General features: G+C 61.0%; 17 protein-coding genes. 8 read left to right on the plus strand and 9 right to left on the minus strand.

The window, feature by feature from the left end; all coding sequences use genetic code 11:
- Nucleotides 1-20: 20 nt before the first annotated feature.
- From RM463_RS04395 to RM463_RS04410, 4 genes are all read left to right on the plus strand, one after another.
- On the plus strand, nt 21-1,094 hold the full coding sequence (locus RM463_RS04395; protein WP_311429145.1) for an ABC-three component system protein: 1,074 nt from the start codon (nt 21-23) through the stop codon (nt 1,092-1,094).
- A complete protein-coding gene (locus tag RM463_RS04400; RefSeq protein WP_311429146.1) occupies nt 1,094-1,594 on the plus strand; it encodes an ABC-three component system middle component 2 in 501 nt (166 codons plus the stop codon). Before RM463_RS04395 ends, RM463_RS04400 begins: the two co-directional genes overlap by 1 nt.
- Complete coding sequence (locus tag RM463_RS04405; RefSeq protein ID WP_311429147.1) at nt 1,591-3,447, plus strand: hypothetical protein; 1,857 nt, start codon at nt 1,591-1,593, stop codon at nt 3,445-3,447. The genes RM463_RS04400 and RM463_RS04405 overlap by 4 nt, the downstream gene beginning before the upstream one ends.
- Nucleotides 3,448-3,547: 100 nt before the next feature.
- Nucleotides 3,548-4,336 (plus strand): DUF2971 domain-containing protein, encoded by a 789-nt coding sequence (locus tag RM463_RS04410; protein WP_311429148.1) that lies wholly within the window; start codon nt 3,548-3,550, stop codon nt 4,334-4,336.
- A gap of 715 nt (nt 4,337-5,051) precedes the next feature.
- Here RM463_RS04410 and RM463_RS04415 read toward each other — a convergent pair.
- Nucleotides 5,052-7,463, minus strand: a complete 2,412-nt coding sequence (locus tag RM463_RS04415) for a 5'-nucleotidase C-terminal domain-containing protein (RefSeq protein ID WP_311429149.1) — start codon at nt 7,461-7,463, stop codon at nt 5,052-5,054.
- 1,509 nt (nt 7,464-8,972) lie between these two features.
- Between RM463_RS04415 and RM463_RS04420 the strand changes: the two genes are divergently transcribed.
- Both RM463_RS04420 and RM463_RS04425 read left to right on the plus strand, forming a co-directional pair.
- The gene (locus tag RM463_RS04420; protein ID WP_409228408.1) at nt 8,973-9,392 is read left to right on the plus strand and encodes a GNAT family N-acetyltransferase; all 420 of its coding nucleotides are present in this window, start codon (nt 8,973-8,975) and stop codon (nt 9,390-9,392) included.
- Nucleotides 9,393-9,494: 102 nt separating this feature from the next.
- Nucleotides 9,495-9,866, plus strand: a complete 372-nt coding sequence (locus RM463_RS04425; RefSeq protein WP_311429150.1) for a DUF393 domain-containing protein — start codon at nt 9,495-9,497, stop codon at nt 9,864-9,866.
- An 11-nt stretch (nt 9,867-9,877) separates the two neighbouring features.
- Here RM463_RS04425 and RM463_RS04430 read toward each other — a convergent pair whose 3' ends face one another.
- The 6 genes from RM463_RS04430 to RM463_RS04455 all read right to left on the minus strand — a co-directional run bounded on the left by RM463_RS04430 (nt 9,878) and on the right by RM463_RS04455 (nt 14,823).
- Nucleotides 9,878-10,300, minus strand: a complete 423-nt coding sequence (locus RM463_RS04430; protein WP_311429151.1) for a secondary thiamine-phosphate synthase enzyme YjbQ — start codon at nt 10,298-10,300, stop codon at nt 9,878-9,880.
- Nucleotides 10,301-10,329: 29 nt separating this feature from the next.
- Nucleotides 10,330-11,172 (minus strand): nitrilase-related carbon-nitrogen hydrolase, encoded by an 843-nt coding sequence (locus RM463_RS04435; protein WP_311429152.1) that lies wholly within the window; start codon nt 11,170-11,172, stop codon nt 10,330-10,332.
- Between the two features lie 114 nt (nt 11,173-11,286).
- Entirely contained in the window at nt 11,287-12,168 is an 882-nt protein-coding gene (locus RM463_RS04440; protein WP_311429153.1) for a glycine betaine ABC transporter substrate-binding protein, read from the minus strand.
- Nucleotides 12,169-12,217: 49 nt separating this feature from the next.
- Nucleotides 12,218-12,949: an ABC transporter permease gene (locus tag RM463_RS04445; RefSeq protein ID WP_311429154.1), complete on the minus strand. Its 732-nt coding sequence runs from the start codon at nt 12,947-12,949 to the stop codon at nt 12,218-12,220.
- Between the two features lie 4 nt (nt 12,950-12,953).
- Nucleotides 12,954-14,117 (minus strand): ABC transporter ATP-binding protein, encoded by a 1,164-nt coding sequence (locus tag RM463_RS04450; RefSeq protein WP_311429155.1) that lies wholly within the window; start codon nt 14,115-14,117, stop codon nt 12,954-12,956.
- A gap of 40 nt (nt 14,118-14,157) precedes the next feature.
- Nucleotides 14,158-14,823 (minus strand): ABC transporter permease, encoded by a 666-nt coding sequence (locus tag RM463_RS04455; RefSeq protein ID WP_195689778.1) that lies wholly within the window; start codon nt 14,821-14,823, stop codon nt 14,158-14,160.
- Between the two features lie 271 nt (nt 14,824-15,094).
- Here RM463_RS04455 and RM463_RS04460 point away from each other — a divergent pair, with 271 nt between their 5' ends.
- Complete coding sequence (locus tag RM463_RS04460; RefSeq protein ID WP_267491323.1) at nt 15,095-15,217, plus strand: hypothetical protein; 123 nt, start codon at nt 15,095-15,097, stop codon at nt 15,215-15,217.
- 4 nt (nt 15,218-15,221) lie between these two features.
- Nucleotides 15,222-16,136 (plus strand): ribose-phosphate diphosphokinase, encoded by a 915-nt coding sequence (locus RM463_RS04465; protein ID WP_311429156.1) that lies wholly within the window; start codon nt 15,222-15,224, stop codon nt 16,134-16,136.
- An 88-nt stretch (nt 16,137-16,224) separates the two neighbouring features.
- Here RM463_RS04465 and RM463_RS04470 read toward each other — a convergent pair whose 3' ends face one another.
- Both RM463_RS04470 and RM463_RS04475 read right to left on the minus strand, forming a co-directional pair.
- Entirely contained in the window at nt 16,225-16,473 is a 249-nt protein-coding gene (locus RM463_RS04470) for a hypothetical protein (protein WP_195689780.1), read from the minus strand.
- Between the two features lie 191 nt (nt 16,474-16,664).
- The gene (locus RM463_RS04475; RefSeq protein ID WP_311429157.1) at nt 16,665-17,921 is read right to left on the minus strand and encodes a M20/M25/M40 family metallo-hydrolase; all 1,257 of its coding nucleotides are present in this window, start codon (nt 17,919-17,921) and stop codon (nt 16,665-16,667) included.
- Nucleotides 17,922-18,068 lie beyond the last annotated feature (147 nt).

The following is an 18,068-nucleotide window of genomic DNA, read 5'->3' on the forward strand; positions in this document are numbered from 1 at the left end:
AGCGAGAGAGGACTCCGACCATGAGCCTTTTCAAGGCAGCGACGCAGCCGCTGAAGGAGCCCACAGTAGACACCGTGGCGCCAACGCCCGCGAGCAGCACGATTGTGCCCGCCATCGACCTCCTGCGCGTCTTCTCCCCAGGCCAGTGGGAGGACTTTGCTCTGGAGTGGGCCCACAGCCTGAAGAGCCGGTACCAACGCGTTGAGCACTGCGGCGGAGCGGGCGACCTCGGTCGCGACGTTGTGGCATTCGTCTCCGACGACGAGTGGCACAACTACCAGTGCAAGCACTATAAGGACCCGCTGCAACCGAACCAGGTCGTCCTCGAGCTGGGGAAGCTCTGCTACTACGTTCACGAGAAGGCGTTTTCGGCCCCAACCGAGTACTACTTCGTGGCTCCCCAAGGGGCAGGGAACAGTCTGTCGCTGCTCTTCAAGAAGCCCGAGGAACTCCGCGCGCGGCTCATCAAGGACTGGGCGACAAAGTGCGAGGAGCACATCACCTCCACGAAGAAGGTCCCGCTGACCGGCGAGCTCTTGGACTTCGTCGAGGGCTTCGACTTCAGCATCGTCAGCTACGTCCCGCCGATGGATCTCATCGAGCAACATGCGCTGACGCGCTGGCATGCCGCTCGATTTCCAGGGGGCCTACCGCCTCGGCCGCCAGCCGAAGTCCCGCACATCGACGAGGAGAAGTTCGAGAGCCCATATATCGGTCGACTCCTAGAGGCTTACTCCGATCACACCGGCGTGGCCCTGAGTGTCGCGGACTTGGCCGCACGCGAGCCTCTCCATCGGCATTTGATGCGGAGTCGCGAGCGATTCTTTCATGCTGAATCACTCCGCAACTTCTCCCGCGACATCCTTCCACCTGGGCAGTTCGAAGATCTTCAGGAGGAGTTCTTCGATGCAGTCATCGACACCGTGGAGGACATCACCCACGCCGATGGGTTACAGCGGGTGAAGGCCGCGACAGGTGTCGCGCAGCAGCTTGACCCGACGAACAACGCTCTGCGACAGGTACTCGGGGTCAAAGACAAGGCTGGCATCTGCCACCAGCTCGCCGACAACGCTCGACTCAAGTGGGTTCCGTGATGGGTGCGCCGGACGCGACAACATCGTGGGTGTTCAACTCGCCAGTCGAGCTTGGGCTGCGCTCGCTGTGCGTCCTCGTCGAGCTCGACCCTCACCGCCACGACCTTCAGCGGCTCGTTCTGCTCGACTATCTGCTGGTCCACTCGGCCGACGTGGATGGAGGTCCCGAGAGCCTCCATCCTGCTGTGCCACAACGCGGAGCTGAGGTTCTCGTGCGACGTGCCGTGCTGGAACCTGGCCTTGCCCTGTACGCCAGGCGTGGTCTTGTCTCAGTGACGATGGACGCGAACGGTTTCAGCTACGGCGCAACGGATCGGGGCGGCTGCTTCCTGGACACGCTGCGCAGCAAGTATGTCGAAGCCTTGCGGAGCCGCGCGAGCTGGATCGCGGCGAGTTTCGGGGAGTTGGAGACCAGCGAGATCACCCGATACGTCAGTACCGAGCTCGATCGGTGGGGTGGGCAGTTCGCCGAGTATGGTGGATTGGGGAGGACACCATGATGAACGGTAGCGCTCGACGCGGGTTCGAGCTTCGGGAGCTTCGTCTCTGTGGCCCGGGTCAGGTGCCCGGAAGTCTCGTCTTCGCGTCGGGGCTCAACGTCATCGAGGGCTCGTCGGACACGGGAAAGTCGTACGCGCTGAGTTGTATCGACTTCGTGATGGGCTCTGGCACGCCTCCCGAAGAGATTCCGCAAGCGCGACTGTACGATGTCGCCTATCTCTGCATCCAAGCGGCGGGCGGCCAGCTCTACACTCTGAAGCGTGCGCTCGTTGGCGGGAAGATCGGAGTCTTTCGTGGGCGGATTGATGATGCTCTCGGAGCCGATGACGAGTGGGAGGTACTGGGCGAGACCACCAACGCCAAGGAGTCTGTCTCCGGCTTCTTGCTTGGCCTGTGTGGCCTTGATGACAGGCGAGTCCGCAAGAATGACAGCGGGACGACTCAGGAGGCCAGCTTCAGGGTCCTATCCAAGGCCCTGCTCGTCGATGAAGAGCGGATCATCGCGAAACGCTCCCCCCTCTACGGTTCCCAGAACACCGGCAATACCGCCGCCGCAAGCACAATCCGGATGTTGCTGACGGGCATCGATGACTCCGGCATCGTGCAGCCAGAAGACCCGAAGACGTCCGCGGGCCGGTTGGCCGGACGGAAGGAGGCGATTGAGGGTCTGCTTGAGCGTGATCAAGCCGCGCTTGACGAGCTCCTCGAGAACATGGATGTGACGCCCGAGCTGGTGTCCGAACTTGAAGCCAAGCTGCGTGAGCTGGGCGAGCTGTCGAGCACGGCTTTGGCCGATCTTCGCGCCGCTGAGTCGAAGCGAGGAAAGCTCGTGAACCAGCAACGAGAGAAACGCGGACGGTTGGATGAGCTCGACGGGATGCTCGCACGTGCTTCGTTGCTCGACGCGCACTACGAGTCTGATCTGCTTCGGCTCGAGTCCATGGGAGAGTCTTCCTATCTCTTGCAGATGTACGGCGACAAGTCGTGCGACTATTGTGGCGCTGAACCAGAACATCAGCGGCATGCTGATGCGCAAGCACCCGAGTCCACGCTCCGGGCCGCTCAGGCGGAAGCGGCGAAGGTCCAGCGCCTCCGAGCGGAACTTCGCATTGCAGCGGACCAGCTGTCCACCGAGCAGCGTGTCTTTGCGGCGAGCCTGGGGGAGATCGATGCAGCGATCCAGGAGATATCCGAAGAGATTGAGGTAGCCCTCGCACCGAAAGTCCGAGCCACGGCCAACGAACTCCGAGCGATCCAGGGCAGCTATGGAGCGTTCGTCAGGGTGGAGCAACTGCGCGACCAGATCGACTCGCTCAAGAGCCAAATGCTCGACCTGGATGCCACGCCCGACAAGGGGGAGAAGTTGGAGTTCATCAAGCTCACAGCGAACACCATGTCCGACGTGTGCTCGCGCATCAGGGCGCTCCTCATCGCATGGAGGGTGGCTGACGACATTACCGTGGCATTCGACGAGAAGAGCGCTGATCTCGTTGTGAATGGCCGGAAGCGAACGAGTCATGGCAAGGGCGTGCGTGCGGTCATGTGCGCTGGCTACGTGATCGGACTGATGCAAGAGGCACTCGGGGCGAACACGGGGCACCCTGGCTTCGTCGTCCTGGATACCCCGTTGAACCCGTACAAGGAGGCCGACGCCGACGACGATGGTGAGGTCGCCACCTCGGTGAAGGATGCCTTCTATCGGAACCTCTGTTCGTCGAGCGCGCTTGGCCAGGTGGTCGTCTTTGAGAACGTGGCTCCTCCTGCCGATGTGCAAGCGTCCTGCAACCACGTCCACTTTTCGAGGAGCTCTTCGGGACGGTACGGCTTCTTGCCGGTTTCCATGCGGCCGTAGTGCTTCAGCTGCGCGTAAGTCGGAGTGAACGCGAACCTATTGCCTACGAAGATCCGAGAGACGCTGCCCAACTTTGACATTAGCTGTATTGAGGAATGCCATGATCCTTTACAAGTACATGAGCGCGGAGGTGGCGAGGAAGGTTTTGCATGGCAATTCAATTGCCTTTGCAATTGCCAGCGAGTTTAATGACCCTTTTGAAACTATCGCCGGATATCCAGTCCATCCATCAAACCCGATCGGAGAGCTATTCGATGGCATTCGTTCTTGGGGATCGCGTCATGTATGGACGGAAAACAGTGGTGTGCTGAGCCTAACTCGAACCGCGAAAAATCCGCTGATGTGGTCGCATTATGCAAATGAGCATCACGGTGCGGTAATCGGGTTTGATGCTCAGTTGGCAGGCTTTACCGACGAAGAGACCTGCCTCATTCCCGCCCAACATGGAAGCATTATTTACACGCAAACGCGCCCATCTACCCCCCTGACAGCTACTCCCAAAGGTGACCCCGTGAACGTCGGCCACACTCACCACTATCCCGTTGGTCATCACGAGAAATTGAGTAGGCTCTTCTTGCATAAGTCCATGTGTTGGGCCTATGAGGAAGAGGTGCGAGTTGTGAAATGCATCGCCGATAGGGATGAGGCTGGAGCCAACGCCAGCGGACATTTTGAAGTGGTTGAAGCTAACGGACGTCGGTTGTATTGCTATCGCTTGCCAGCAGGAAGCATCAAAGAAATTTGCCTTGGGTTGAGGCACGAGGCGTTATCTTCCCACCAGGCATTTTCGGATTACTCTGCAACCGCAGAGCAGGTGCAGCCTGGAGTTAAGATCTTGACTTGTCGCATGGCAGATAAATCTTGGGATATTGAAGTTGGCATTCCGTAGCAAATAAGAAGCTAACAACACGTTGCAGCGGACATCTGACCCGTTACCCATTTTTGCTAGCGTAAAAAGGAGCGTCGCCTCAAATGCCGCTGAGCTCAGGTGTCATATGAGGATTCTCAGAAAGTCCGCTTCTGGCCGGACCCCGAATTTTAGGCTATTCTGATGGATCTGTTTTGGCAGCTGGCGACCCAAAGGCGACATACGCAGTCCAATGATGCGGTTGTTTGAAGTCGTGTTACTTCTTCAGCATCAACGGCCAAGGTTAGCCGCTGCCTCACCAGCCAGCGCCGCTCTGGTCTTCATGCTGGATGCACAACTACGCTGCGTCCAGCCAGACGTCATGAACCCGAGTACCGTCTGGCCCGCTGGCTACATGGGTTCACCGCGCTGGTCGGTTGTTGACCTCAACGGTCCGGCTGGCTGAGCTCTTCGGACTCTGCATTACCCGATAAAATTAAAGAGATATGCCAAAACCGCATGTATCTACAGCACCAGAAACCTGCAATCTTTCTCCTGACCGAAGTTATGCGGATTTCAATATGGCAATCATAAGTGGCTCTATAGTGGCAATCAGTGGCATGGCCGCCATCTCCCTCTTGGGCAGCAATCCTTTCTCATCCTCATTTTCAGCCAGCCTCAAGCCAAGCACGAATATTTCCTCAACATGAATGCGATTGTATAGCTGGACGATTATCGTGATCACTCATGGGCGTCTTTAACGTTTTTCAATATCCTGTCGGTGTTTCTTGCATTTGAATGCCCATATCCAGCCAGCGAATGCTGCAAAATAATCTTGATAATATCGCTTATTCTTGTGTCTGACCTCACTTTCTGAAATCAACCGATACATCTTTTGAGTGTTGGATGGTAGCCAAGGAAAGGTCTTAGGGTCTCCATTCGCAATCGGTTTTTCCATGAACTCAAACAGATTGCCCATACTAGAAAACACGATGTCATATGGTTTCTCTGGCCGTATTGCGTTGAGATAGATTATTGGAGACTCCAGAATTACCACAAGGCGATCATGCGTTTGGTCATGCTCGGGCAACGCGCTGATTAGCTGATCCATCAGGGACACGAAATTGTCGATCCATTGTCCCTCATCATCCTTTCCGGAGGATGCACGGATGCGCACGGATTCGCTGTAGCTTACACGCGACGCTTCGGCCCGGACCAGATCTATAATGCTATGCGACGACAGAATCGGAGGTATCTCCTTGCGCAGCATTAAGAGAAGAGAATGGAATCCGTCCTGATCACTTGCCAGCAGGTAGCTCGGGATCGCCACACGCAGATGATCGACTGACTGTCTGCGCCCCCCTTCGAGGCCACGGCTAACCTGCAGGAAACCTCCGGTTCCGGGGGAGCTGCTTGCATGTCCGATCAGTTTCTTGATCTCTTTGTTCGAAAGTTCGACTACTGCGATGGACTTGATGCCATCGTTATCGACATCATCATAGAGAAAGGTTTCGCGAAGATCCGAGACCTTCAGGCGGACATCGAATTCCTGATCAGAACGGAACATGCCAGCGTGAATCAGTGCCAAATCCACCTCCGCGCCTATCTCGACCGCATCGGCGACGAAGTTTCCAAAATTTGTGCTCGTTGTTCTCAGCTCCTTGTCTAGGCAGTTGAAGGTCTTCTCCCTGCGCTTCACTGTAGAAACATCGATAACGATCTGGTTGACGTCTTTTCCCATCCTATGCTTTTCCACCGCAAGCCAGTGATCGATGCGCTTTTGTGCTTTAGGACACGGCTCGATGCCGGCGAGCGAAGCGCCGGGCAAGATCCAAAAGGTGCTGACGTCCTCACTCGACACATCTTGCTGCCTGCTAGGCAAGAGCTCCGCGCGGCCAGAGCGGAATTGATCCGCAACATGACGCCGGGCAGTGTCATGTAGCATCGAGGCGCCATCCTCACAATATATCCAGTATTCCTCGGCCAGTCGCTTTATCTGCTTTCGATACGCTTCGATGAAGTCATTACGAGTGCACAACGCGGCCCGTTTATTATAGTATTGTGTTGCTTCACCAATCACGCTAGGGATTTTTTCTAGAACCTTCATCTTATGTTGATTTTGTTTCTCGCGTTCTTCCTGTATGATTTTCTTATTAAGCTTTTCAGATTCTTTGTGATTTTTTCCAGCCGCAATCAGCTCCTCAATGGTGATAGAAGTATCATCTTCTTCCTTCAATAGGCGCATCTCCTCTTCTCGAGATGGATATTTTCTTGGCGGGTCGCCCCATGACATTGGTGGTGCGGCGGCGAGGGACTTGGTAATCAGGACCACAGTCAAGGTGGCACAGTTGGAGCGGTTCTTGGAGAGGCTCACATAGGAGCCGGGTTCTTGCCAGGCGATATGATGGTCGTGGCCGCCAAGCACATAGGCGAAGCCGTGCTGATTCCACTCTTTATGCAGGAAGCTCTGAAGCTTTTTGTCCTCCTCCCTTTCGAGATGGCTGAGGATGGCCAGGAAACGGATCCGGGGATCGCGCTTGATCTTTCCCAATGCACTCTTGAGGGGTCCTTCGATGTCGTTTTCGGCGCAAAAGCCATGCTTTCTGGCGACATTGATCGTATCGCTACCGGCAAGACCGAGGATGGCAATGAAAGGGTCCGCCTTCGGCCAAAGGGCGATCTTGCTTATGCGGCGGCTCCGCCGGTACGGCCTCAAATTCGTGACGATCGTCTGAAAACGGGCGCATCGCGAGGAAATGGCCGACATCAGGACCTCCGCGCTGTCCGCAGCGTCGAGATCGAACTCGTGATTGCCTAAGGTGGCGAAGTCAATGCCACAATGACCCATCAGTTCGATCATTTGTCGGCCGCGGGTGCTACACCTCTTACTCAGATAAGAGGGCGACAGATAGTCGCCACTGTGCACCACAAGGGTGCGGTCCTCGGTCTCATAGCGCTTGACCGTCTTGCGGATTCTGTGGACCAGGGAAGCAACCCTAGCGAGCCCAGGAAGCAGCTTGTCCTCAAGCCCCTTCTCTTGGATGAGGTAGGTGTCATTCATATGGACGATGACTGCGGCGAGATCTCCGGAGTGTCCGAGCGCATGTATCGCTTTGAACAGACTGTCGACGGAACCATTGGCGTTCCCGGTCATCGTTTCGTCCCTCATGTTGGTATCGTTCACAAACTGCGGGCTCAGAATGCGGTTGACTCAATTGTCCGGCAAGACCAGCCTTGAGCCATTCCGGCGCGGCGGTTTGCACTCGAACGCAGGGTTGGAAGGCGCGAAACGCCAGCCTTCGCCTTGGCGATCAGCTGTCGGAGAGGCTGGTCGGCTAGTAGACGATACAAGAACCGGCATAACGCTACGGCACTGGGGGGAATAACAATATTCACGATGATTTCATTCTCTTTACTGGCGACTTGTTCAGGTGCTATTGGTGTGACGTCTATCAACATAATTTCCTGGGTAGGCTGAGTAAGCTCCATAGTGACACTCTCCAAAGATCACAGGGAAATCTTCAAACTGATACGACTCGTCAGGAGGGATGAATACACCTGTCGCCATGGGAGTCGCCGTACCCTTGAGCCACAGGTCGGCATCCAACAGAGCGAAACAGTGATCCCCCGTCTGCTTCTTCTAGCTAATGCCCGGTCGCTTCTGAACGACGACGGCCTGATTTCCTTACTGATTAAACCTAGATGATATTCTGTGGTGGTCAAGCGACATGTCACCGCCACCGACAGCTTCTGGTCGGATTGAGAACTTTAGGCTATAGCATTTGATAGTTTGTGCAGTTGACGACCCAAAGCGGCTATGCAAACAAAGGCAGCAGGCACGCTCATCGGTGTTGCCGGGAGAGCGAATGAGATATTTTGCTACTGATGATGGCGATGTGATGTTTCATCACAACTTCAAATCTGTAAAGGAATTCTTCAGTCACCCAACTATGATGCGAGGATTGGTTCCTAGTTTGAATGGTGTCGTATCCAGATAGGAAGTTACTCATGCAGATCGAGAGAAGGAGGCAGTTTTTGAGGAGGTTAGAAAGGCTCATTATCCTCATATCCCCAGTCGAATGGGAGCCCTTTACCTTTTTTCAGAACTCGATACTTCGGCCAAAACCAATGAGAGATGGTGGAGTGAAAACGTTCACTCCATGAAGCAATTGTTTAAACTGGCTCTTCGTCGTTTACCGCTGATTCCAAGTGGTTAGATTGTACCGCAGCTGAATTTGATGAAACCGCCCATAGCTATTTCTTAGGAATGCGCACAGATGATTCATGCCTCGAGGTGATCGTTATGGGTGCCATAGAGGTTTCGGAGACTCCGGTCAATACATAACCAGCCATTCCAGTTCGTTACGGCCCTGACGGACCTCCACCGGATAACCTTTTCTCCACCTCGCTGCGCAAAGGCCGCTGCTGAGTATTGGCGTTATCTCAGCGCTTTCTGAATGACTGCTTATGGCCGATAGCAGCCATATCGGCCACCACGATGAAGACTTGGCCAATCACTTCCCATAGGCTGACCTGATCATCGTCGACCCAAAGAGGTAACCAGGCCCTGCAGTTCGTAGAGTTCAAGGCGCACCAATCGTCGGAGATTCAGGCGCTGTTTGCTCGCACTTTTTCCGCTGCCGAGGGACCGGCGGAGGGTGAGCAGGTTGCGGGCCTGGTGCGCAAGCTGATGGCCGATAGTGCCCCCGAGGATGTCCTGGGCTTCATGGCCATGGAGCAGGGCGGGATCGTGGCCGGCATCTTCTTCTCGCGGCTCACGTTCGATTCCCCGATCACGGCCTTCCTGCTGTCACCGGTGGCCGTGCACCCCGATCACCAGGGCAGGGGCATCGGGCAGCGCCTGATCCGCTATGGCCTTGCGCGGCTGAAGGCGAGAGGCGCGACGCGAATCTTTACCTATGGGGATCCGGCCTTCTATTCGCGGGTCGGCTTCATGCCCGCGCCCCTGGAGACGGCGCCCTTCAGGCTGTCCCAGCCCGAAGGTTGGCTCGACCAGGCGCTGGATGGAGGCGAGGTAACGGCCTCGGCGGGTGCACCTCGCTGCGTCGCGGCGTTCGACGACCCCGCTTACTGGTAAGGTATGTGGTAAGGAGTGCCATGCTGCGGACTTCGCGCGTTCGATGAGGCCCTGGGGCCGAGTGAGCCGCGGCGGCGTGCCAGTTCATAAAGGAGAATGTCGATGTCCGAGCTTCCACTGCTCAAGGTCTACTACGATGCCATCTGCCCGCGCTGCCGCAAGGATCGCGCCCGCTACGAGCAGTGGGCGGGGGAGGCCGGCGACCGGGTGGTGTGGTGCGATGTGACCGAGCATCAGCAGATGCTCCGCGACAAGGGCGTCGATCCCCAGGCGGCGCTGCTCTCGCTGCATGTGGAGGAGGAGGGCGGGGACATCGTGGAGGGGATCGACGCCTATATGCTGCTGATGCGGCGGGTGCCGCGCCTCAGGCCGCTGGCCTGGCTGATCGGCCTGCCGGGGCTCAAGCCGTTGCTGCGTCGCCTCTACGATGCCTGGGTCAGGCGGCGCCTGGCGAAGCAGGGGCGCCTGCCCTGAGCCCGCTGGCGTCACGCCTCGCCGTTGAGGGTGACGATCAGGCGTCGTGGTCCGCCGTGGTCGCGGTGCTCGCCGAGCCAGATGCCCTGCCAGGTGCCCAGCGCCAGGCGACCGTCGCGCACCGCCAGGGTCAGCTGGGTCCCCAGCAGGCTGGCGATGACGTGGGCCGGCATATCGTCCGGCCCCTCAAGGGTGTGGCGGAAGTAGGGCAGGTCACCCGGGACCAGCCGGCGCAGGAAGGCATCCATATCGTGGCGCACATCGGGGTCGGCATTCTCGTTGAGGGTCAGCGAGGCCGAGGTGTGCTGCAGCTGCAGGTGCAGCAACCCCGCCCGGCAGTGGGCCAGCTCCGGCACGGCCTCGATGATGCGCTCCGTGATTAGATGGAACCCCCGCGCCAGGGCGGGAAGACGGATCTCCTGCTGATGCCACATGGTCTCGTGCTCCTTGTTGTCAGCTGTTGTCAGCGATAGCCCGCCATCAGCTCGCGGATCAGCGGGGTATCGGCATCGCGATGGGTGGGCAGCTCGAAGCGGGCATGCGCGATGGCGGTGCGCGACAGCTCGGCGGTGATCAGCATCTCGCGCTCCTCCGCCTCGGCGAGCAGCTCGCCGCGGGGGCCGAGGATGCGTGAGCCGCCCCAGAAGTGGCTCTGCCCCTCGGGGCCGTAGCGGTTGGCCATGATGACCGGGGTGCCGTAGGTCATGGCGTAGAATTGTACATTGAGCACCCAGTTCTGCTCGTTGGAGAAATCATCGCTGACCACGCCCGAGGCCGAGTTGATCGGTGCACAGAGCACCGTGGGGCGGGGCAGCAGCGCGGCATGCACCAGTGCCGGGTTCCACAGGTCGGCGCAGATCAGCTGGGTCGCCGACCAGCCGGGGCGCACCTGCGTCTGGGTCAGCTCGTTGCCGTGGGTGAACCACTTGCCCTCCTCGAGGCCACCATAGGTGGGCAGGTTGAGCTTGCGGTGCACCGCGGTGATCTCACCCTCCTGAAGGATGGCCAGGGCGTTGTAGTATTCGCCGGGACTCGCCTCCTCGACGAAGCCAACCACCGTCTGCATCTCGCCACAGGCCTGGGCCAGCTCGCCTAGGCGTGGGTCCACCAGCGGCATGGCCACCTGCATCACGCGGCTGCCCAGTCCGTAGCCGGTCAACGAGAGCTCGGGGAAGACCAGCAGCTCGACACCCCTCTCACGGGCCTCGTGGACGGTGGCTAGGTGTTGTTCTAGATTGGCATCCACATCGCCGAGAGTGGCATTGATCTGGGCGGCGCCGACGCGAAGCCTGTCCTGGTAGTGCATCTCTTTCCCCTTGAAAAGAGGGAGGGCCGCCCGCGGGCGGCCCTCCTTGGTGTAAAAGCCGCTGTGGAAACAGCGGTGGAAATAGCCGGCATTATGCCAGCCATGCCGTAGAGGTCACAGCAGCTCGTTCTCCTCGAGGAAGGAGTGGGCCACGTCCTCGATGGTCTCGCGCTCGACGTCGACCCGGGCGTTGAGCTCCGCCATGGTCGCGTCGTCCAGCAGTGAGGAGAGCGCGTTCATCTGCGACTCGAGCTCGGGAAGCTCGTCGAGGGTCTCCTGGCGCACCACCGGCGTCAGGGCGTAGGCGGGGAAGAAGCCCTGGTCGTCCTCGAGCACTCGGAAGTCGAAGGCGGGAATGCGCCCATCGGTGGCGAACACCAGGCCCACGTCGACCTCGCCGTCGCGCAGCGCCGGGTAGACCAGGCCGGAGTCCATGCGCTTGACGTCGGCGCGGGAGACGCGGAAGTCATAGGCCTGCTGGAGCGGGCGCCAGCCATCCTCGCGGGCGTAGAACTCGGCGTTCAGGGCGAAGGTCAGCGACTCACCATCGTTGATCGCCTGGGCCAGCTTGGAGAGGGTGTCGATACCGGTCTCCTCGACGCTCTCCGCGCGCATCGCCAGGGCATAGGTGTTGTTGGCCTCGGAGGGTTCGAGCCACACCAGGCCCTTCTCGGCGTCGAGCTCCTTGACCCGCTGGTAGCTCTCCTCCGGCGAGAGGCTCTCCGTCACGTCGTTGTAGTTGATCAGCGAGGTGCCGGTGTACTCCCAGTAGAGGTCGATCTGGCCGTTCTCCTGAGCCTGGCGCAGCACGGCGGAGCCCATGCCGGCGCGAGTGTCGACATCGTAGCCCAGGCCCTCCAGGTACTGGGTGGTCATGCTGGAGAGGATCTGCTGCTCGGTGAAGTTCTTGCCCCCGACGGTGATCTCGGCGGCGCCGGCGGTGGTCATGGCACCGGCCAGGGCCAGGCCGGTCAGGGTGGTCATCAAGCGTTTCATGGCTATTTCTCCTCGTGTGGCTGTATAGGGTCTAGCACGGTTTGAACGGTCAGGCGCGCGACGGGTTGACCCCGCGCGGCACCACCAGGAAGGCGACGGTGGCGATCAGAGCGTCCACCACGATCGCCAGCAGCGCCGTGGGGATGGCGCCGGAGAGCATCATCACCGGATCGTAGAGGTCGATGCCGGTGAAGATCAGCTCGCCCAGCCCCCCGGCGCCGATCAGAAAGGCCAGCGGCACGGTACCCACGTTGATGGTCAGGGCGGTGCGCATGCCGGCGAAGATCACGTAGAGGGCGTTGGGCAGCTCGACCTTGAGCAGCCGCTGGGTCGCCGACATGCCGATGCCGGCGGCGGCCTCCATCAGCGCCGGGTTGACCCCCGTGAGGCCGGCATAGGTGTTGCGCGTGATGGGCAGCAGGGTAGCCACGAAGAGCCCGAACACCGCCGGCACCGTGCCGATGCCCAGGAAGCTCATGGAGAGCGCCAGCACGGCGAGGGTCGGGATGGTGGTGCCGACGTTGAGCACCTGCATCAGCGATTCGGCCCAGCGTGCCATGGCGGGGCGCGAGAGCAGAATGCCCAGCGGGATCGCCACGCCGATGGCCAGCCCACCCGAGACGGCCGTCAGCCATAGATGCTGCGCTGCCAGAAACTGCACGTCGGGCAGGTACCAGAGGAACTCATCGATCACCCCGCTCGACTGGGCCCAGATGCCGGCCAGGAAGACGGCGACCAGCAGGAGCGCCTGCAGGGCCCCACGAAGGCTCTGTATCGGCATCGGCTTACTCCTTGCTCGTGGTCTCGGTGCTTGCCTGGGGCGAACGCTCGGCGGTCCGGAAGCGGGCACCCAGATGGTGCGTCATGGCGCGCTGGGTGATCTGACCGCAGACGCGCCCCTCGTCGTCAACGCAGGGCAGCCAGGTGGCGTCCTTGGCGAACATCAGCGAGGCGACCTTGCGCAGATCATCGTCGAGGGTCACCGTGGCCGGCACGTTCTGGAAGTGATCGCGACAGTAGCCCTTGGTGGTGCGGGTCTTGGCCCGGGTGATCAGGCCCACCGGCTGGCGCTGGTCGTTCACCATCAGGATGGCATTCTGGTAACCGAAGTCGTCGATGCGGGCCAGCGCCGTCTCCAGGGTGTCGCCTGGCTTCACCGTGGCGATCTCGTCGGAGACCACCTCGCGGACCCTGACCAGGTTGAGGCGCTTGAGCGCGCGGTCCTCGCCCAGGAAGGACTCGACGAAGGCGTTCCGGGGAGCCGCCAGCAGGTCGTCCGGCTCGGAGTGCTGGACCAGGCTGCCCTCGCGAAACACCGCGATGCGATCCCCCATCTTGATCGCCTCGTCGATGTCGTGGCTGACGAACATGATGGTCTTCTTGAGCTCCTGCTGCATCTTGAGGAACTCATCCTGGATCACCGTGCGGTTGATGGGGTCGATGGCGCCGAAGGGCTCATCCATCAGCATCACCGGCGGGTCGGCGGCCAGCGCCCGGGCCACGCCGATACGCTGCTGCTGCCCCCCGGAGAGCTCGCTCGGGTAGCGCTTGAGAAAGGCGTCGGGCTCCATGGCGATCATCGCCATCAGCTCGCGGGCCCGCTCGCGGTATCTGGCCTTGTCCCAGCCGAGCAGCTTGGGCACCACCGTGATGTTCTCCTCGATGGTCATGTTGGGGAACAGGCCGATCTGCTGAATCACGTAGCCGATGTTGCGGCGCAGGCTCTGGGTGTCCATGCCGGTGGTGTCCTCGCCGTCGATGAACACCCTGCCGGAGGTGGGCCGGATGATCCGGTTGATCATCTTCAGCGTGGTCGTCTTGCCGCACCCGGAGGGGCCGAGCAGGATGCAGATCTCGCCCCGGGGGACCTCCATGCTGATGTGATCGGCGGCGACCACGGCACCCTTGGGGGTATCGAAGACCTTGGTCAGGTTATCGAGTTTGATCATGGGGTTTCCTTGTCAGAGGCCGGGTAAGAGGCTCGCTGGGTCAGGCCAGCTCGGCGGCCCGCTCCATGCCCTTGGGCGTCAGGCGCTTCTGCACGAAGAGTAGGGTGTAGTCGACGATGATCGCCAGCAGGCTCACCGCCACGGCGCCGACAATCAGCTGGCGCGGGTCGGACTGCGAGATGCCGCGGCTGATGAAGGTGCCGAGGCCGCCGGCACCGATATAGGCGGCGATCGCCATGACCCCGATATTGAGGACCACGGCGGTGCGCACGCCGGCCATGATCACCGGCACCGCCAGCGGGATCTCCACCATGCGCAGGCGCTGGTTGGGGCTCATGCCGATGCCGCGGGCGGCTTCACGCAGCGCCGGGTTGACGTTGTTGATGGCGGTGTAGGTGTTGCGGATGATCGGCAGCTGGGAGTAGAGCAGCACCGCGATCACCGCGGGCACATAGCCGATGCCGTGGCCGATCAGCGACAGCACCGGAATCATGATCCCGAACAGGGCAATCGAGGGGATGGTGACGATGATCGAGGCGAGGTAGAGCACCAGCCGTGCCACCCGTTCGTTCTTGGTGATGGCGATGCCGATGGGCACGCCGGTGAGGGTGGCGAGGCCCACTGCCACACCCACCAGGGAGATGTGCTCCAGGGTGCGCGCGAGCAGCAGGTCCAGGTTGTCCAGGGCGTACTGAATCAGCTCCAAGGCGACTCTCCTTTGATGATGGCGTCACACCGCGGTCGAGGCGACCTCCCGGGACGCGACGAGGCCATCGCGACGGGATGAGTGCAGACAGAAACGGCGACGGCGTGCCTCACTTGCCGAGCGAAAGCTTATCAAACCTCACGTTCCATTTTGCGGGTGATGACCGGTGAGGCGTACTGGTCAGCATAGACATCACCGATATCGGCGCCTTCGCCACAAGCCGTGCTCGCCTCGTGCGTCGTCAAGACGCCTTATCGAAACGGCTGCTAGGATGAATACCGTCTATGCCGCCCATCGCAACGAACTCTCGCTGGCCCATCAGTCCAGCGAGCGCGATAGCGGCATCACCCTGGGAGAGCGTGACGAGCTGCCCCAACTGAACGTGGAGATGTGACCCCGTGAGCCGAGATCACCGAGCCGTACTGCTCCACTTCGCCGACGAAGCCGCCGCGGCGCGCCGCCTGGCCGCTGCCTCCGGTTTGCAGGCGCTGGCCGTCGACCGTCACCGCTTCCCCGATGACGAGCTCAAGCTGACCCTGCCCTTTACCGAGAAGGGCGCCTTTCCCGAGACACTGGTGATCTACCGCAGCCTGGACAGGCCCAATGACAAGCTGGTGGAGCTGTTGCTGCTGGCGCGGCACGCCCGCCGGCAGGGCGTGGGACGCCTGCTGTTGGTGGCGCCCTATCTCGCCTATATGCGCCAGGATATCGCCTTCCATCCCGGCGAGATCGTCAGCCAGACCCTGGTGGGGGGCTTTCTGGCGGAGCTGTTTGATGGGGTGATCACGGTGGACCCTCACCTGCATCGTATCGAGCGGCTGGAGCAGGCGATCCCCCTCGAGCAGGCGCTGGCCCTATCCGGCGCCCCGCGTCTGGCCGAGCTGGTCGCCGAAAGGCGCCCCGGAGCGCTGCTGCTGGGGCCCGACGAGGAGGCGGGTCAGTGGGTGGCCAGGGCGGCCGAGGTCATCGGCGGTGATCATGGCGTGTGTCGCAAGGTGCGACACGGTGACCGCGAGGTGTCGATTCAACTGCCCGACATTCCAGTGGCGGGACGCGAGGTGGTGCTGATGGATGACGTGGCCAGCTCAGGGCATACGGTGGCCCGTGCTGCCGAGGCGCTGCTGGCGGCCGGCGCGGACTCGGTGGATGTGGCCCTGACCCATGCCCTGTTCGCCGAGGATGCCCTGGCGGTTATCCGTGCGGCCGGGGTGGGGCAGGTGTGGAGCACCGACTGCATCGCTCACCCGAGCAATGCCATCGACATGGCGCCGGTGCTGGCCGAGGCTCTGGCCCGGCTGCTGGAACGGAGGTAGCGGGGGCGTCAACGCAAGCGCCGCCCCTCGGGGCGGCGCGGATAACAAGCCTGGGCGTTGCTCTGTAGCGTTCCAGGCGTGTCGCGTATCAGGCGTAGGCCTGACGCGGCGCGAAGGCCTGCAGGCTTTCCAGGCTCATGACCTTCCAGCCGGTGTCGGGCTGGTCGGTGCGGAAGCCGATATCGTAACCCTGGTCGGTCAGGCGGGATTGCCAGAACTCCTGGGTGGCCAGCTCCTCGGCGTCGTCGGCGCTGGCCGCATGGAAGATGCCGCCACCGAGATGCTGCTCCTGACCGCGGGGATGAATGGCAAAGACATCGACGAGAAAGGGGTGCATGTCGCTCTCACTGAACTGGTGACTGTGAGGCCATCATAGCCCTTGCCTGTCGGGAATGAGAGCGAATCCCGATTCCGTTGCATCACCCCCCATGTCGCTGGTGCATCATTCCTCGGCGGCATGGTCGATGCCACACACGATAGCGCCCCGAATGCCAGGCATTAGGGGCGTCGCGGGCCCTCTCTCCGTGATCAGCCCTCCTGGTTTTCCTGCGTATTCCCGGGCTTGTCACCGCCACGGTGGGTAAGCGGGCTGGCCGTGTCGAGGCGCGGGTGGTTGTCGAGAAACTCGCGGTGCGGATCGGGCAGGGCATCCAGCGCCTGGAGGCTGCGGGTGATGGCATGAATCGCCGCCGTCACATCCCGGGTATTGCCGGTCTCGGAGATGGTATGCATGTTGCGAATCGGGAAGCCGATCGAGGTGGCCGCGCAGTCCACCGCGGCGAGCACGCCGGCCATGCCATCGGTGCCGGTGTCGACGCCGACGATATCGCGCTGCATGGGGATGGCGTGTTCCCGGGCGGTGCTTTCGATGATGCGATTGAGCTGTTCGCTGGCGATGGAGCCCACCGACATGGTGAAGCCCTTGCCCATCTCCAGTGGCTGCATGCGGCGGTCGCCGATGCCGGGGGCGGCCACATAGTCGTGGTTGACGTCCACGGCGATGATGGCATCGGGCTCGAGCTCGCCGGCGAGCACCCGGCTGCCGAAGCGGCCGATCTCCTCATAGCTGGCGATGGCGAACATTACCCTGACCTTCTCGGTGCCTCCCGCCTCGGCGATCAGGCGTGCCACCTCGGCGGTGACGAAGCAGCCCAGGCCGTTGTCGAGGTAGGCGCCGTAGAAGGTGTCCGGGCTGAAGCCGTGACGGATGGGGCGCTCCAGCAGGATGGCATCGCCGGGGCGCACGCCCAGGTTCTCCACCTGCTGCTTCTTGTTGTCGCCATGGATCTGCAGATCGAGGTAGAGCTGCTCCTTCTTGATGCCCTTGTCGCCACTGCGCTGGGCGGGATCGGAGAAGTGAATGGCGCCCAGCGCCTCCACGGTGCCACCCTGGATACGCCGGTAGCTGCCCGGAGCCTCGGGGTCCTCGCTGAACAGGGTCACCTCGTGGCCGACCAGCACATTGGGCAGGAAGGAGTCACTGTTGATCCAGATCTTGCCATCCTCGCCGATGGAGCGAACCTGCATGCGGATCTTGTCGGCGTGCCCAATGATCATCACCTTGAACAGATCGTCGCGACCGGGGTGGGTATCCAGCACCACGCTGGCGTGCCCCTTGAACTGGTGCAGCTGCCAGCCTTCGGGAGCGAAGCCCTCGAAATGGGGCTTGAGCACGCCGTAGGTCATGGCTCCTTCGAGTCCCACCGGGCTCGGGGCGGCGAGAATCTCGCGCATCAGCTCGAATTGCTCGTCGGGCATGGGGGCGGTCCAGGGGGTAGAGCTCATTCGTTGCGTCTCCTTGTGTGCCGGACGACACGGCCGAAGCCCGCGGAGTTCGGGGCTTCACCATGCAGGCCAGGCGTGCCGGCAGTGGCTACCTTGTGGATGTACCCCCGAGTTTATCATGGAGCCAGCCAGGCCCTGCAGGGGCCG

The sequence above is a fragment of the Halomonas sp. LES1 genome (assembly GCF_031846005.1).
Classification (GTDB): domain Bacteria; phylum Pseudomonadota; class Gammaproteobacteria; order Pseudomonadales; family Halomonadaceae; genus Halomonas.

Bases quoted from the DNA above. Each gene is read 5' to 3' on its own strand.
- RM463_RS04395 (WP_311429145.1), top strand. From the start codon at position 21: ATGAGCCTTTTCAAGGCAGCGACGCAGCCGCTGAAGGAGCCCACAGTA.
- RM463_RS04400 (WP_311429146.1), top strand. From the start codon at position 1,094: ATGGGTGCGCCGGACGCGACAACATCGTGGGTGTTCAACTCGCCAGTC.
- RM463_RS04405 (WP_311429147.1), top strand. From the start codon at position 1,591: ATGATGAACGGTAGCGCTCGACGCGGGTTCGAGCTTCGGGAGCTTCGT.
- RM463_RS04410 (WP_311429148.1), top strand. From the start codon at position 3,548: ATGATCCTTTACAAGTACATGAGCGCGGAGGTGGCGAGGAAGGTTTTG.
- RM463_RS04415 (WP_311429149.1), bottom strand. From the start codon at position 7,463: ATGAGGGACGAAACGATGACCGGGAACGCCAATGGTTCCGTCGACAGT.
- RM463_RS04425 (WP_311429150.1), top strand. From the start codon at position 9,495: ATGTCCGAGCTTCCACTGCTCAAGGTCTACTACGATGCCATCTGCCCG.
- RM463_RS04430 (WP_311429151.1), bottom strand. From the start codon at position 10,300: ATGTGGCATCAGCAGGAGATCCGTCTTCCCGCCCTGGCGCGGGGGTTC.
- RM463_RS04435 (WP_311429152.1), bottom strand. From the start codon at position 11,172: ATGCACTACCAGGACAGGCTTCGCGTCGGCGCCGCCCAGATCAATGCC.
- RM463_RS04440 (WP_311429153.1), bottom strand. From the start codon at position 12,168: ATGAAACGCTTGATGACCACCCTGACCGGCCTGGCCCTGGCCGGTGCC.
- RM463_RS04445 (WP_311429154.1), bottom strand. From the start codon at position 12,949: ATGCCGATACAGAGCCTTCGTGGGGCCCTGCAGGCGCTCCTGCTGGTC.
- RM463_RS04450 (WP_311429155.1), bottom strand. From the start codon at position 14,117: ATGATCAAACTCGATAACCTGACCAAGGTCTTCGATACCCCCAAGGGT.
- RM463_RS04460 (WP_267491323.1), top strand. From the start codon at position 15,095: ATGAATACCGTCTATGCCGCCCATCGCAACGAACTCTCGCTGGCCCAT.
- RM463_RS04470 (WP_195689780.1), bottom strand. From the start codon at position 16,473: ATGCACCCCTTTCTCGTCGATGTCTTTGCCATTCATCCCCGCGGTCAG.
- RM463_RS04475 (WP_311429157.1), bottom strand. From the start codon at position 17,921: ATGAGCTCTACCCCCTGGACCGCCCCCATGCCCGACGAGCAATTCGAG.